9 protein-coding genes and 1 pseudogene are annotated in these 14,308 nt (G+C 63.9%); all 10 read left to right on the forward strand.

Features of this window, described 5'->3' with window-relative positions; genetic code table 11:
- The first annotated feature begins 309 nt into the window (after window positions 1-309).
- The 10 genes and pseudogenes from S6FBBBH3_RS04130 (at window position 310) to def (ending at window position 14,250) form a co-directional block, all read left to right on the forward strand.
- Window positions 310-1,353, forward strand: a complete 1,044-nt coding sequence (locus S6FBBBH3_RS04130; RefSeq protein WP_120176549.1) for an ABC transporter permease — start codon at window positions 310-312, stop codon at window positions 1,351-1,353.
- Window positions 1,350-2,399 (forward strand): iron chelate uptake ABC transporter family permease subunit, encoded by a 1,050-nt coding sequence (locus S6FBBBH3_RS04135; RefSeq protein WP_120176550.1) that lies wholly within the window; start codon window positions 1,350-1,352, stop codon window positions 2,397-2,399. Before S6FBBBH3_RS04130 ends, S6FBBBH3_RS04135 begins: the two co-directional genes overlap by 4 nt.
- 21 nt (window positions 2,400-2,420) lie before the next feature.
- The gene (locus S6FBBBH3_RS04140) at window positions 2,421-3,176 is read left to right on the forward strand and encodes an iron ABC transporter ATP-binding protein (protein WP_197714302.1); all 756 of its coding nucleotides are present in this window, start codon (window positions 2,421-2,423) and stop codon (window positions 3,174-3,176) included.
- A gap of 78 nt (window positions 3,177-3,254) precedes the next feature.
- Window positions 3,255-4,220 (forward strand): siderophore ABC transporter substrate-binding protein, encoded by a 966-nt coding sequence (locus tag S6FBBBH3_RS04145; protein WP_120176551.1) that lies wholly within the window; start codon window positions 3,255-3,257, stop codon window positions 4,218-4,220.
- Window positions 4,220-5,176, forward strand: a complete 957-nt coding sequence (locus S6FBBBH3_RS04150; protein ID WP_120176552.1) for an ABC transporter substrate-binding protein — start codon at window positions 4,220-4,222, stop codon at window positions 5,174-5,176. Before S6FBBBH3_RS04145 ends, S6FBBBH3_RS04150 begins: the two co-directional genes overlap by 1 nt.
- A gap of 283 nt (window positions 5,177-5,459) precedes the next feature.
- Complete coding sequence (smc, locus tag S6FBBBH3_RS04155; protein ID WP_120176553.1) at window positions 5,460-9,074, forward strand: chromosome segregation protein SMC; 3,615 nt, start codon at window positions 5,460-5,462, stop codon at window positions 9,072-9,074.
- A gap of 179 nt (window positions 9,075-9,253) precedes the next feature.
- Window positions 9,254-10,441 carry a hypothetical protein gene (locus tag S6FBBBH3_RS04160; RefSeq protein ID WP_120176554.1) on the forward strand — a complete coding sequence of 396 codons (1,188 nt, stop codon included), beginning with the start codon at window positions 9,254-9,256 and terminating at the stop codon, window positions 10,439-10,441.
- 5 nt (window positions 10,442-10,446) lie between these two features.
- Window positions 10,447-12,570, forward strand: a pseudogene (gene ligA, locus S6FBBBH3_RS04165) (NAD-dependent DNA ligase LigA); the annotation flags it as partial.
- 365 nt (window positions 12,571-12,935) lie between these two features.
- The gene (locus S6FBBBH3_RS04170) at window positions 12,936-13,703 is read left to right on the forward strand and encodes an S-methyl-5'-thioinosine phosphorylase (protein WP_120176556.1); all 768 of its coding nucleotides are present in this window, start codon (window positions 12,936-12,938) and stop codon (window positions 13,701-13,703) included.
- Between the two features lie 19 nt (window positions 13,704-13,722).
- Window positions 13,723-14,250: a peptide deformylase gene (def, locus tag S6FBBBH3_RS04175; RefSeq protein WP_120176557.1), complete on the forward strand. Its 528-nt coding sequence runs from the start codon at window positions 13,723-13,725 to the stop codon at window positions 14,248-14,250.
- The last annotated feature ends 58 nt before the right edge of the window (window positions 14,251-14,308 follow it).

The raw sequence follows: 14,308 nt of genomic DNA on the forward strand, positions 1-14,308 counted from the left end.
AAAAAACCATGCTCGCCGTCGGTCAGAGGGGCCGAAGGCTCGCAGACCGTTCTTCGGAAAGCGAATGCGAATACCTGAAATACAACGGATTTTTCAGTCGTTTACAGGCGAGTATTTTACCTAACGGGGGGATTGTTAATTTAAATCGATAAAATGTAACTAAATACTAATGAGAATGACTCTCAAAATCATTCTTCTATAGAGTGTGGGCATCGACAACCGTGCCGGGGTTTTCGAGTACTTCGGGACTTTGAGAAGTCCCGTCGATGCGATTTCCTCTCCCGCGCACGACTTCGACCGTACGAAACCATGACGAGATCCACTTACTGCCTCCTCGCCTTGACGCTTCTTCTTTCGGCAGCTTCCCTTTTCGTGGGTGCGGCCGACATTTCGCTCGCGCAGATCCTTTCGGGCGACGTCGAAGCGCTTCACGTTCTTGTGACTTCGCGCCTGCCGCGTCTTCTGGCCGTGCTGTGTACGGGGGCGGGCATGAGTATTGCGGGTCTCATCATGCAGCAGCTCTGCGCGAACAAGTTCGTCTCGCCCACGACGGGCGCGACGATTTCCTCGGCGCAGTTCGGGATTCTTCTCGCGCTTCTTTTTCTCCCCGACGCGGGCATCTGGGGGCGAGCGCTCTTTGCGTTTGCGGCCGCCATGCTCGGCACCTGGGTGTTCGTGTGGTTCGTGATGCGACTTCCGATGAAGGACGTCGTGCTCGTGCCGCTCGTCGGGATCATGTTCGGGAACGTGATCGGAGGGATCACGAACTTTCTCGCTTTCCGCTTCGACATGACGCAGGCGCTCTCGACCTGGATGGTCGGGCACTTCTCGCTTGTTCTCAAAGGGAATTACGAGCTCGTCTGGCTCTCGCTCCCTTTGATCGCGCTTGCTTTCGTTTTTTCGAGTCACTTCAACATCGTCGGCATGGGGAAGGATTTCTCCCGCAATCTCGGCGTTCGCTACGAAACGGTGCTCTTCATGGGGCTCAGCATCGCCGCGATGATCACGGCCTCGATCGTGACCGTCGTGGGGTCGATTTCCTACATCGGTCTCATCGTTCCGAACGTCGTGAGCCTTTTCAAGGGGGACAACCTCAAGGCGACGCTTGCCGACACGGCGCTTTTCGGCGCGCTCTTCGTGCTGACGTGCGACCTGGCGGGCCGCCTCATCATCGCCCCCTACGAACTTCCGATCGAATTGATCGTGGGCTCCGTCGGCAGCCTCCTCTTCATCGGGCTCGTCTTCTACCGCCTGAAGTTCGGCCGCCGCTCGATCGACCGCGACGTGCTTTTGAAGCTCTTCGGTCTCACCCGTGACCGCAACCCCAATCTCTGCGGAGGCTGCCGCCAATGAGTGCCATGGAATCCGTTCAGTCCCTCGAACCCGTTCGGGCCCTGCCCGCTGCTTGCGGTCCCGACGCGAAAAGCGCGGCGCGGGCGCGCTCCCGCCGCATCGCGATCGGCATGACGGCACTTGCGGCGGCGACGCTTGCCGCGGTGTTCGCCTACCAGTTCGCGTTCGTCAATCCGAAGTACTTCGAGTACGCGATGAGCCTGCGCTGGCCGCGCTTGGCCGCGATGCTCACCGCCGCCTTCGCGATTTCCGCGGCGTCGCTCGTCTTCCAAACGATCATCCGCAACACGATCGTGACGCCGTGCCTCTTGGGCATGAATTCGCTCTACGTGCTCGTTCACACCGGGGTCTTCTTTTTCTTCGGTGCGGGAAGCGCCTTTGCGACCGATCCGCAGCTTGCGTTCTTCCTCGACATCGTGGTGATGGGTGTGGTGGCGACCTTCGTCTACAACACGATTTTCGAAAAGACGGGCGGGAACGTCCTCTACGTCCTTCTGATCGGCACCGTCCTTTCGACCTTCTTTTCGAGCGTGCAGTCTTCGATCACCCGCATCATGGACCCGAACGAATACGACGCGCTTCTGACGAGCCTCGTCGCGAGCTTCACGAACGTGAACGCGTCGGTGCTGATTCCGGGCGTTCTTCTTCTGGCGGCGATCGGCCTTTGGCTGCGGCGCGACCTCGCACTGCTTGACGTCATCGCTCTCGGGCGAGAGCCCGCCGTGAGTCTCGGCGTCGACTACGAGCGCACCGTACGGCGCCTCATGACGGGCGTCGCGCTTTCGATTGCCGTCGCGACGGCGCTCGTCGGACCGCTTTCTTTCCTCGGCCTCATCACGGCGAACCTTTCGCGACGGATCTTCCGTACGTACCGCCACGACGTTCTCATCGCGGGGTCGGTCTTCGTCGGGATGTTCATCCTGACGGCCGGGCAGTTCCTCGTCGAACACGCCGCCAACTACAGCGTTCCCGTGAGCGTATTCGTAACGGTGGGCGGCGGCATTTACTTCCTCTACCTCATTCTCACGACGACTCGAAACCGTTGATACGTTGACAGGAATTTCGACATGATCACCATCCGCAATCTTGAGAAGCGCTACGACGAGCGCGCCGTCGTCGACGACGTTTCCGTGACGCTGCCCTCCGGGAAGGTCATCTCGATGATCGGCCCGAACGGGGCCGGCAAATCGACGGTCCTCGGCATGATCGCCCGACTCGTCGCCCGGTCGGCGGGCGACATCGACTTCAAGGGGCGCGACGTCTCTTCGTGGGAGAGCCGCGAACTCGCGCGTCACCTGGCCATTCTCACGCAGAGCTACGCCGTCTCGATGAAGCTCACCGTGCGCGAGCTCGTCGCCTTCGGTCGATTCCCCCACAGCGGCACGCACCTGACGGCCGAAGACTGGGAAAAGGTCGACGAGGCGATCCGCTATATGGAGCTCGAACCCTTTGCCGAGCGCTTCATTGACGAAATGTCGGGCGGGCAGCGCCAGCGCGCCTTCATCGCCATGGTGCTCGCGCAGGATACGGAGTACGTGCTCCTTGACGAGCCGACCAACAACCTCGACATCTACCACGCCACCCAAATGATGAAGCTCGTTCGGCGACTCTGCGACGAACTCGGCAAAACCGTCATTTTGGTCTTGCACGAAATCAATCTCGCCGCCTTCCACTCCGACTACATCTGCGCCTTCAAGGACGGGCGCGTAGCCGCCTTCGGCACGGTCGACGAAGTGATGACGAGCGAAACCCTCGAATCGATTTACGGCGTGCCTTTCGAAATCCACCGCATCGAAGGGCGCCCCCTCGCGATTTTCCACTGACGCCCGACCGGGGCGATCCCGGGAGGTCCGTTTTTTTCGTACCGCTTTACTCACGCCTTACTTCCAAGGAAACCATCGATGTTCCGACGCTCTCTTTTCCGCGGCGCCGCCGCGCTTTGCTTCTCGGCCGCTCTTGCGCTGCCCGCGTTCGCGCGTGCCGCCGACATGATGACGCTCGACACGCTCGACGGCCGCATGAAGGCGAAGACCGTGCAGGTTCCCGCCGATCCGAAGCGCATCGCCGTGCTCGACGTGGCGGTGCTCGACATGCTCGACCGCTGGGATCTCGGCGATCGCGTCGTCTCGCTTCCGAAGACGACGGCCGTGCCCTTCCTCTCGAAGTACTACGATCCGAAAAACGGCATCGCCAACGTGGGGACGCTGAAGGAAATCAACATGGAAGCGCTCATGGCGAGCGAACCCGACGTGATCTTCATCAGCGGCCGACTCGTGAAGAAGTACGACGAACTCTCGCGCATCGCGCCGGTCGTCTACATGACGACGGACCGCACGATCGGCACGCTCGAGAGCTTCCGCCGCAACATGGCGAACGTCGCGCAGCTCTTCGGGCGCGAGGCCGAAGCTCAGGCGACGTACGAAGAGTTCAAGAATCGTGCCGACGCGATCCGCAAGGCTTCCGAAGGCAAGACCGCGCTCGTCGGTCTCGTGACGGCAAGCCACGTGAACCTTCTCGGAAACGCCGCCCGGTGCTCCCTGATCGGCAACGAATTCGGCTTCACGAACGTCGCCGAAAAGGCCAACGCCAACCACGGCAACGAGTCCTCGTTCGAACTGCTTCTGAAGCTCAACCCCGATTACTTCTTCGTTCTCGACCGGGATTCCGCGATCGCCCGTCCGGGCGCGAAGCTTGCGGCCGACGTGCTCGACAACGACATGGTGAATCGCATGAAGGCCAAGCAGGACGATCACCTCGTGCACCTCACGCCCTCGGCCTGGTACCTCGCCGAAGGCGGCATCACCGCGATGGACATCATGTTCACCGACGTCGAGCGCTCGCTCGGCATTGCGAAGGAGGCGAAGTAATGAGCGCTCTTTCCCGTCGCACGCTTCTCGGAGCGACCTCGGCCGCCGCGTTCCTGGCGGCTCTCCCCTTTGCCCGTACGGCTTTGGCCGCGGCCGTTGCCGCAACCGCCCCGAAGAACCCGTTGCGCGTCGTCTGCATCGACTACGCGACGCTTGACATGATGCGCCTCTGGGGGCTCGAAGACCGCATCGCTGGCTCGGCTGCGCTCACGAGCGTTCCTTTTCTCGCGCCCCTGCCCGCGGGGCTTCCCGTTACGGGCGGCCTGAAGGACGCGCCGCTTGAGAAAATCGCGGCTCTGAAGCCCGATCTGATCGTGATCACCGGGCGCCTTGCACGCCTCGAAAAGGAAATCGGCGCGATCGCTCCCGTGCTCCTCATCACGCCCGATCAGCAAAACGGGGCTCTTGCGAGCTACGGCACGAACCTTCTGACGGTTGCGAGCCTCTTCGGGAAGGCCGATGCCGCAAACGCCCTGATCGACGAAGCGAAGAAGCGCGTCGCCGCCATTCGTGAACGCGCGGCCGGCAAGAGCGCCGCCGTCCTCATGGCGAACGAAGGGCGCATCGGGATGCTTGCGCCTCAGGGTCGCTGCTCGATGATTTCGGCCGAAATGGGTTTTGCGAACGTCGTTCCGCCCCGCAAGGGGCCGGGCCCCAAGAAGGGCGGCCCGAAGCCCGACGCGGAAGCGATCGCGAAGGCAAACCGCAAGACGCTCGAGGATCTCAAGCGCCTCAACCCCGAGTACGTCTTCGTGCTCAACAAGGACATCGCGGTCGGCCGCACGCCTGTGACCGATTACCGCGCGATCTTCGGCGCCGAGTGGGACGCGCTTCCCGCCGTGAAGGCCGGGCGCGCCACCGAGCTCTCGCACGCGGCCTGGTACCTCGGCGAAGGCGGTCCGACGGCGATGAACCTCATGCTCGCCGACATCGAAAAGGCGGTCGGGATCCGGTAAGCCGACGCGTTTCGGATTCCCGGAGCGATCGGACGTTCTTGAACGCCCGACTTCGGGAATTTTCGAGGTCGAAAAAGCCGCGCAACCCAAGTAGCGCTTGGGGTGCGCGGCTTTTCGGTTTTTTCGGCTCGTAGTTATGGAGAGGCCGAAGGACGCGCTTTTTCCGGCACCCCCGACGGTCTTTCGACGAACGGCTACAATGTCGCCCGTTCCGCAAAGGAGGTGCCCGGCCGTAGCCGACCACCTCCATTATTTTTTCTCGTTTTCAAAGGGCCTATCCTCCGTGCGTCTTCGCCAGATCAAACTCTCGGGCTTCAAAAGCTTTGCCGATCCGACGTTGATCGAACTCAACGACCCCTTCGTCGGGGTGGTGGGGCCGAACGGTTGCGGAAAGTCGAACGTGATCGACGCCGTGCGCTGGGTGCTAGGCGAAGGGCGTGCGAGCGAGTTGCGCGGCCTCGGGATGACGGACCTGATTTTCGCGGGCTCCTCGGGCCGCGCCCCGATGGGGCGCGCGAGCGTGGAACTCGTCCTTGAAAACGACGACGGGCGCGTGAAGGGCCCGTGGGCGGCGTACGCGGAACTTTCGATCAAGCGCGTCGTCACCGCCGAAGGCGAGTCGGGTTACTTCATCAATCATCAGCAGGTGCGCCGCCGCGACGTGCAGGAAATCTTCCTCGGCACCGGGCTCGGTCCCAAAAGCTACGCGATCATCTCGCAGGGGATGATTTCGAACTTCATCCGAGCCAAACCCGAGGAGCTGCGCGTTTACCTCGAAGAAGCGGCGGGCGTGTCGCTCTATAAAGAAAGGCGTCGCGAAACGGAGTCGCTTTTGCGCTCCACTTTGGAAAACATCGAGCGCGCCGAAGACCTTCAGACCGTGCGCGGCGAAGAAATAGCGCGCCTCAGGGAGGATGCGGGGCGCGCCGCGCGCTGGAAGGAACTCACCGACCGCCGCACTGAGTCCGAGGGTCTCCTTTATTTTCTTCAGTACGAAGACGCGAAAAACGAATTGGAGCGCGTGCGCACCGAGGGCCTGGCGACGGTTGCGGCCCTTCAGGAAAAGCGCGCCGCCTACGAGGAGAGCACGGCGCAGCACGAGGGGCTTGCCGGGCAGGCGACCTCGGCCGAGCACGCGCTCGCGGCCGCGGAGGCGGACGAACGGCGCGTCGAGCGCGAGCTCGCACGCCTCGAAGGGGAAGCCAAACGCACCATGGAGCGCCGCGCCGAAGCGGAGCGCCATCTTGCGGCCGCAACCGCCACGCTCGAAGCGAAAAAAGCGCGCCTTGCGGCCGAAAACGAACAGCTCGCCGCCGACCGCGAAAGCCGTGCGGCGTTGACGGACGCCTGCGACGAAGCCGAAGCCCTCGAAGCCGAAGCCGCGGAGCGCCTCGAAGCCGCGGAAATCGAACTCGAAGCGGCCGAAACGGGACGCCGCCGAACGCGCGAAGCGCTTGAAACCCTGCGTCGCCGCACGTCGGTCGACGAAGCCGCCCTCGGGCACGAACGCAATCGCCTTGCCGAAATCGAACGCAACCGCTCGAAAACCGAAGCGGACCGCGCAGCAGCCGAAGCATCGCGCCCCGACGAAAAGGAAACGGCGCGGCTGCGCGAGGAGGTCGACGAAGCGCAAGCCGCGGCCGAAGACTGCGCCGAGCGCCTCGAAGTCGCGGAAACGCTCCTTGAAGAAACCCGAAGCCTCGCGGATGAAGCGGACAAGGCCTATTTCGCGCTCCTCGGGGACCTCAAAGCCAAAGGGTCGCGCCTTGCGGCGCTGCAGGAAGTGCAGGCGGGGGCCGAACAGCAGGCCGCCTTTTCCGAGTGGCTCGAAGCGCGGGGTCTCACGGGGATCCCCGCCTTTTTGGAGGAAGCCCTCGTCGAAGAAGGCGCCCTCACGGCGTTGGAGGCCGTGTTGGGGGCGCGCGTGCGCGCGCTGCTCCTCAGAGACCTGCGCGCCGCCTCCGGGTTTGAGCGAGAACGCCCGCCTGCGCTTTTGAGTTTTGCGGCGCCCGTTCCGGGGGAATCCGCGTCGGAAGCATCCGGCGGGGCGCTTTCCGAAGCGTTGCTGAAACTCGGCGAAAAATGCGCGCTGCGCCCCTTGTCGGACGTCGTTACGAGCGCGCACCCGGCCGTTGCGGCCGCCGTGCGGGATTGGTGTGCGGGCGTGGGGCTCGTCGAGTCGCTTGCAGAAGCGATGCGCGTTCGGGAATCGATCCCCGAAGGCGTCATGCTCGTCACCCCCAAGGGCGACATCGTCGGGCGGGCGAGCATTACGTTTTTTGCATCCGACGCCCCCGAAAATTCGCTCCTTGCGCGCGCCCAGGAAATCCGGCGCCTTACGGACGAAATCGAAGCAGCCGAGGTTGAGCTCGGTCGCGCGGACGACAGCCGCCGGAAGGCCGCGGCCCGCGCGGCGGACGCGAAGCGCGCGGTCGACGACGCGCGTCGCGGCGCGTCGGACGCCGAACGGACGCTTTCCGCCCTGAAGCTCGAACTCAAAGACCGCGAAGCGGCCGCAGCCGCCTGGCGTCGTCGCGACGAAGATTTGCGTCGCAGCAGCGAAGAACTCGAAGCCGAACGCGCGGAGCGCACGCTCGAAATCGAATCGATTCTGGAGCGGCTTGAAGCGGGAGCGGAGGCGCTTGAAAACGCCGAACGGGCCGACGCGTCGGCCGCCGCCCGCGAAACCTCCGCCCGCGCGAGTTCCGTTCGGCTTGCGCGCGAAGCGGCCGACGCTCGCGAACGCGTGTCGATTCTCGCCCTCAAAGCCAAGCAACTCCGGGACGCGGACCTCGCGCGCACGCGCACGATCAAGGACCTGACGGACGACATCGAGCGCGAACGGCAGCGCGTCGAAGCCGCCCGCCGCACGATCGACGAGACGGACCGCGAAGAGCTCGACGCCGGAACGCGCGCGCTCGTCGAAGACCTGGAGCGGCTGCGCCGCGCGAGCGCCGAAGCGCGCAATGCGTTGGAGATTGCGCGTGCGACGCTTTCCGCCAACGAAGTCGTGAGTCGCGAATTGCAGGGGGCGATGTTGCCGCTCACAGAGGCGATCGGTACCCTGAAGCTCGCGGAGGGCGAACAGAAGACGCTTCTCGAACAGTACTCGCAGCGCATGGACGAAGTGGGTGCGGACTGGACGCGCATGTCGGTGGTCGCACAAACGCGCGGCGTCAAAATCGGCACCGTCCGAAACGAGGTCTCGCGCTTGGCGGGCGAAATCGCCGCGCTCGGCCCCGTCAATCACGCGGCGCTCCTGCAACTTGAAGAAGCGGAAAAAGTCTTCGAGGCGACGCGCCTTCAGATCGAAGATCTTCGGACGGCCGCCAATACCCTCGAATCCGCCATCCGCACGATCGACGCCGACACCCGAAGCCGCATGCGCGAGACCTTCGAGCGTGTGAACGCTTACTTCAAGGAGACCTTCACGGGGCTCTTCGGGGGCGGGCACGCCGAACTCACGATGACCGGGGACGAAATTCTCGCCTCGGGGATCGACGTCACGGCACAGCCCCCGGGAAAGAAAAACGCGTCCGTCCGGTCGCTCTCGGGGGGCGAGCAGGCCCTTACCGCCACGGCGCTTGTTTTCGCGATGTTCAAATTGAATCCCGCGCCCTTCTGTTTGCTTGACGAAGTGGACGCGCCCCTTGACGAAGCGAACCAGGCGCGATTGGCGGGGCTTTGCCTCAAGATGTCGGAGTCGACGCAATTCCTCATGATCACGCACCACCGCGTGACGATGGAATTCACGAAGGCCTTGATCGGCGTGACGATGCGCGAGCCCGGGGTGAGTCGCGTCGTGAGCGTCGATTTGGACGAGGCCGTACGGATCGCGGAGTCGGCGTCGAGCGATCGAGCGCCGGGCGACGCCGCAGCCTCAGGCGTCGGCGGGTAAAACCCACTCACAAATTCCCCGGCCTCGTGTGCCACGTGCCCGTTCGTCGGCGAACGCGCGGGTTACAATGCAACGCAAACCCCGCGGATTTTCACCGCGCACGGGCGACCCGACTTGCTACGGCGTCGGCGTCGCGGATTGCTTTCCAACGCACTTCAATTCTTCGCTTCCCGAGCATCATGCCGAATCAGACTGTCATCATTCTCATCCTCGTGGGCGTCGCCCTCATGATCTTCCTTTATTGGCGCTCGAAGCGCGAGGAACGCAGCGCCCTCGACAAGACGAAGAAGATGCGCGTTTCAACGCAGGACGTGCTCACGGAAACCCCGCGCATCGAGCCCGGTCTCGGCGGCTCCGACGCCGCCTTCGAATCGGCCGAAGCGCGCGACCAGGACGAAAACGAGGTCGTTGCGGCGGCCCCCGAAGAGCCCTCCGAAGAGCCTCCGATTTACGAAGAGCTCGAACGCGAAGAAGCCGAAGAAAAGAAGGCGAAGGAAGAGGCGCGCGCTCAGGAAGCGGCGCGTCCCGTCGAATCCGAACTGAGCGCCTACCCGCCCGTCGATCCGGGCATCGAATGGGTGCTCGACATTTCGCCGCGCGACGGCCTGCAATTTTCGCTCGGGGGCGTCAAGAGCCTCGAACTCGAATTGAAGCGCCTTGATCTTCCGCTTCTCGTTCGCATCTGGGCGCAGAGCTCTCGCGACGGCCTCTACTACGACCCGAAGAACCTCTCGGCGCCCGCGCGTCACGTCGTTGCGGCCATGGTGCTTGCAAACCGCACCGCAAAGCTCGACCCCGTGATGGCGTCGAACTTCTATCAGGTGCTCGAACAGTCGGCCGCGCAGAACGACGTCGCCGTTCGTCGTCAGCTCGAACCCGTGCAGGCCGCGGAACTTTCGGACAACTTGAAGAGCGTGATCGAGTACTACGACCGTACGATGGAAGTGTCGATCGTGCCGACCGATCCCAACGCGGTTCCCTTCAGTTTCGACACCGTGAACGACGCCGCGCGCGCCGCGGGCTTCACGGCGGCAAGCGGCCGCTGGGAATATCGCCCCGACCCGACGGATCACGATCCGGTGATCACGCTCGCCTTCGGTGCCGAAGGCGGCATGAGCCTCTGCCTCGGCTTCGACGTGCCGCTCTCGAACCTTTCGCGCGGCGACCTGAAGCTCTTCTTCACGTTCGCGAACCACTTCGCCAATACGCTGCACGGTGCCTGGACCGACCGCAAGGGTCACCCGATCGATGCGGCGGGTGCCGTCATCATTGAAGAAAACATCCGTTCGCATGTCGAACTCATGGCCTCGAAGGGCGTTCCCTCGGGCTCGAACCGTGCGAAGCTTCTTTTTGCCCGCGGAGCCTAAAACCCATGGCCGAACTTTCGAGCGAATTTTCGGCCGCGCAAGCGGCCGATTTTTTCGGCCGTACGACGGCGGCCGAAACGACGGAATCCGAAGCGCCCGAGCGCATGCGCGCGCTCGAAGCGATTCTCGAGCGTTGCAATTACGAGTATTACGTCCTCGATGCGCCGACTCTGCCCGACGCGGAGTACGACCGTCTTTGGAACGAACTGAGCGCGCTCGAAGAGCGCTTTCCCGCGTTGAAGAGCCCCGCCTCGCCCACGCTGCGCGTAGGCGGCGCCCCTCGGAGCGACCTCGCGAAGGTCGTCCACGAGATGCCGATGCTCTCGATTCACACCGAGACCGACTTCTCGCGCGACGGCGCCAAGGCGTTCGACGCGCGCGTGCGGCGCGAGCTCGCGCTCGGGGACGACGATGCCGCCCTCGAATACGACTGCGAAATGAAGTTCGACGGCCTGGCCGTGTCGCTTCGTTACGAAAAGGGCGTCCTTGTGCGCGCCGCAACGCGCGGCGACGGCACGACGGGCGAAGACGTGACGGCGAACGTCCGTACGATCCGCACGATCCCGTTGCGCCTTACGGACGCGTCGGTGCCCGACGTCCTCGACGTGCGCGGCGAAGTGATCATGCACCGCGCGGACTTCGAAGCGCTCAACCGCCGACAGCTCGACGCGGGTCAGAAGACGTTCGTCAATCCGCGAAACGCCGCGGCGGGTGCGCTCCGACAGCTCGACCCCAAGGTGACGGCCGAGCGGCGTCTGCACTTTTACGCTTACAGCCTCGGCGTCGTCTCGGGGCCGGTTCCCGCCGACACGCAAAGCGGGATTCTCGACTGGTTCGCCGCGATCGGCTTTCCGGTTGCGGGCCTGCGCCGCGTCGTCTCGGGCCCCGAAGCGCTGGCGGACTTTCACGAACTGGTGAGCGCCGAACGCGCGAACCTCCCCTTTGAAATCGACGGCGTCGTCTACAAGGTGAACCGCCTCGACCTTCAGGCTGAGCTCGGCTTTGTCGCGCGCGAACCGCGTTGGGCATGCGCGCACAAGTATCCCCCTCAGGAAGCCCTGACGACGGTCGAAGGAATCGACGTGCAGGTGGGCCGCACAGGGAAACTTACGCCGGTAGCGCGCCTGAAGCCCGTTTTCGTCGGGGGCGTCACCGTCTCGAACGCTACGCTTCACAACGAAGACCGCATTGCCGAGCTCGATCTTCGCGTCGGCGACACGGTGGTCGTGCGCCGCGCCGGGGACGTCATTCCCGAAGTGGTGCGGGTCGTGCACGAACGCCGCCCCGAAGGGACCGAACCTTTTGCAATGCCCGGGCACTGCCCGATTTGCGGCAGCGCCACGATCCGCGACGACGAAGAAAAAGACACCCGTTGCACGGGCGGTCTCGTCTGCCCCGCGCAGATGAAACTCTCGATCGTGCACTTTGCTTCGCGCCGCGCGGCAGGGATCGACGGACTCGGCGAAAAGATCGTCGACATGCTCGTCGAAGAGGGGCTCGTCAAAACGCCCGCGGACCTCTTTTCGCTCACGCACGAAGCGCTCACGGCGCCGTTGACGGCTACGGTCGAAACCGAAAAGCCCGTCAAACGCATGGGCCCCAAGGCGGCCGCCAATCTCCTCGCGAGCCTTGAAAAAGCGAAGCACACGACCTTTGCGCGCTTCATCTACGCGCTCGGCTGCCGCCACGTGGGCGAAGCAACCGCGCTCGGTCTCGCGCAGCACTTCGGCACGCTCGCCAAACTCGAAGCTGCGACGTTCGAAGAGCTGACGGGCGTCGAAGACGTGGGCGAAGTGGTCGCTTCGAGCGTCGAAGCTTTCTTCCGCGAACCCCACAACCGCACCGTCATCGAAGCGCTCGTGCGCGCGGGGGTCACCTGGCCCGCCGTCGAAACGAAGCGCACCGACTCGGCCGTCGCCGGCAAAACGTTTGTTTTGACGGGCACCCTTCCGAACCTCACCCGCGACGAGGCGAAAGATCGCCTGATCGCCGCGGGTGCGAAGGTTTCGGGATCGGTAAGCCGCAAGACGGACTTCGTCGTGGCGGGCGCGGAAGCGGGCTCGAAACTCGAAAAGGCCGAAAGCCTCGGCGTTCGGGTGATCGACGAAGCGACGCTTCTTGCGATGCTCGCCGACGACGGGGCGACCGAATCGGCTGCGCCGAGCGAGCCGTCGGAGCCCGTCGCGAAGGCGGAAGCGAACACAACGGCTGAAGCTCCCGAGGCTGACAAGGCTGCCGAAGCAACCGAAGCTGTCAAGGCCACCGAAGTTACCGAAGAGCCGACGCCCGCCGCGCCGAAAAAGAAGACCGCGCGAAAGAAAAAGGACGCGCCCCGCGAGGAGTCCGCTCCCGCAACCGCCCCCGAGGCGGAGCAGCCGTCGCTCTTCGATTGAGCCCGAACGCCTGTTCGGGTTGAATCACCGCTTTTTTCGAATCCACGTTTTCCAATTTCAGACGCCCCCGGCTTTCCCCGGGGGCGAAGGATCTCAGACCCATGTATGCGCTTATCGGCGGATCGGGCTTCACGTCGAACGACGTCGTCACCGACCGCGAAGAAATCGAAATGACCACCCCGTACGGCGCCCCCTCGGCGCCGCTCGTCTTCGGGCGCCTCGGCGGAACGCCGATCGTGTTTCTGCGCCGCCACGGCGTGAACCACCAGTTCGCGCCCCATCGCGTGCCCGCGCGCGCGAACCTCTGGGCCTTGAAGCAGGCGGGGGTCGAAGGGGTCATTGCCGTTGCCACCGTGGGCGGGATCGCCGCCGACATGGGTCCGGGCGGGATTGCGTTGCCCGACCAACTCATCGACTACACCTGGGGTCGCGAAGCGACCTACTACGACACGCCCGAAGCGGGCGTGAAGCACGTCGACATGACGCACCCCTTCGATCGCACGCTCTCGGCGGGTCTTGCGGCCGCGGCGGCTAGGATCGGTCGCACGGTGCGCACGGGCGGCGTCTATGCCGCGACCCAGGGGCCGCGCCTTGAAACCGCGGCCGAGGTCGAGCGCTATCGCCGCGACGGGGCCGACATGATCGGGATGACCGTGTATCCGGAATGCGCCCTTGCGCGCGAATTGGGTCTTGCGTACGCTCCCGTCTGCGTCTCGGTGAATCACGCGGCCGGAATCGGCACTTCGAACGAAGGGATCGACTTCGAGTCGCTCAAGGATACGGTTGCCGAGGCGGTGGTGTCGGTGGTCGACATCGCAAAGGCGTTCGTGGCGTTCGAAGCCCTAAAGACTCCGGGCGCCGCCCGATAAGACGCAAAGGGTCATCGACGTGCAGCGTCCCGTTCTTCGTATGGGGAATCCCGTCCTCATCACGCCTTCGCTTCCGGTGCGCGAATTCGGCACGACCGAGTTGCGAAAACTCGCGGGCGACTTGTGGGATACGATGGAGCGCGAAGGGGGTTGCGGCTTGGCCGCTCCCCAGATCGGTGTCAATCTTCGCGTGATCTGCTTCGGGTTTAAATCGAGAAATCCCCTGCGCGAAGGGCGTTCGATTCCGCAGACGGTGCTCGTCAACCCCGTTGTCGAGCCGATCGGCGAGGAAACGGAAGAGGATTGGGAAGGATGTTTGTCGCTTCCGGGACTTCGCGGCGCCGTGCGGCGCGCGAAGAAAATCCGCTATCGGGGGTTTGATATCGAAGGCAACCCGATCGAGCGGACGGCGACCGGCATGCACGCGCGGGTCGTGCAGCATGAAACGGATCATCTCGACGGGATCCTCTACGTGATGCGGGTCGAGGATTGGTCGAAGTTCGGTTTTCGAAAGGAAATTGAAAAGACGGAAGGCGGAGCGGCTTGAATCCGACCGCCCCGAAACAAAAACGCCCCGGCGCGCGCAGCGCGAGGGGCGTTTTGAT

The sequence above is a fragment of the Sutterella megalosphaeroides genome (genome assembly GCF_003609995.1).
GTDB lineage: Bacteria > Pseudomonadota > Gammaproteobacteria > Burkholderiales > Burkholderiaceae_F > Sutterella > Sutterella megalosphaeroides.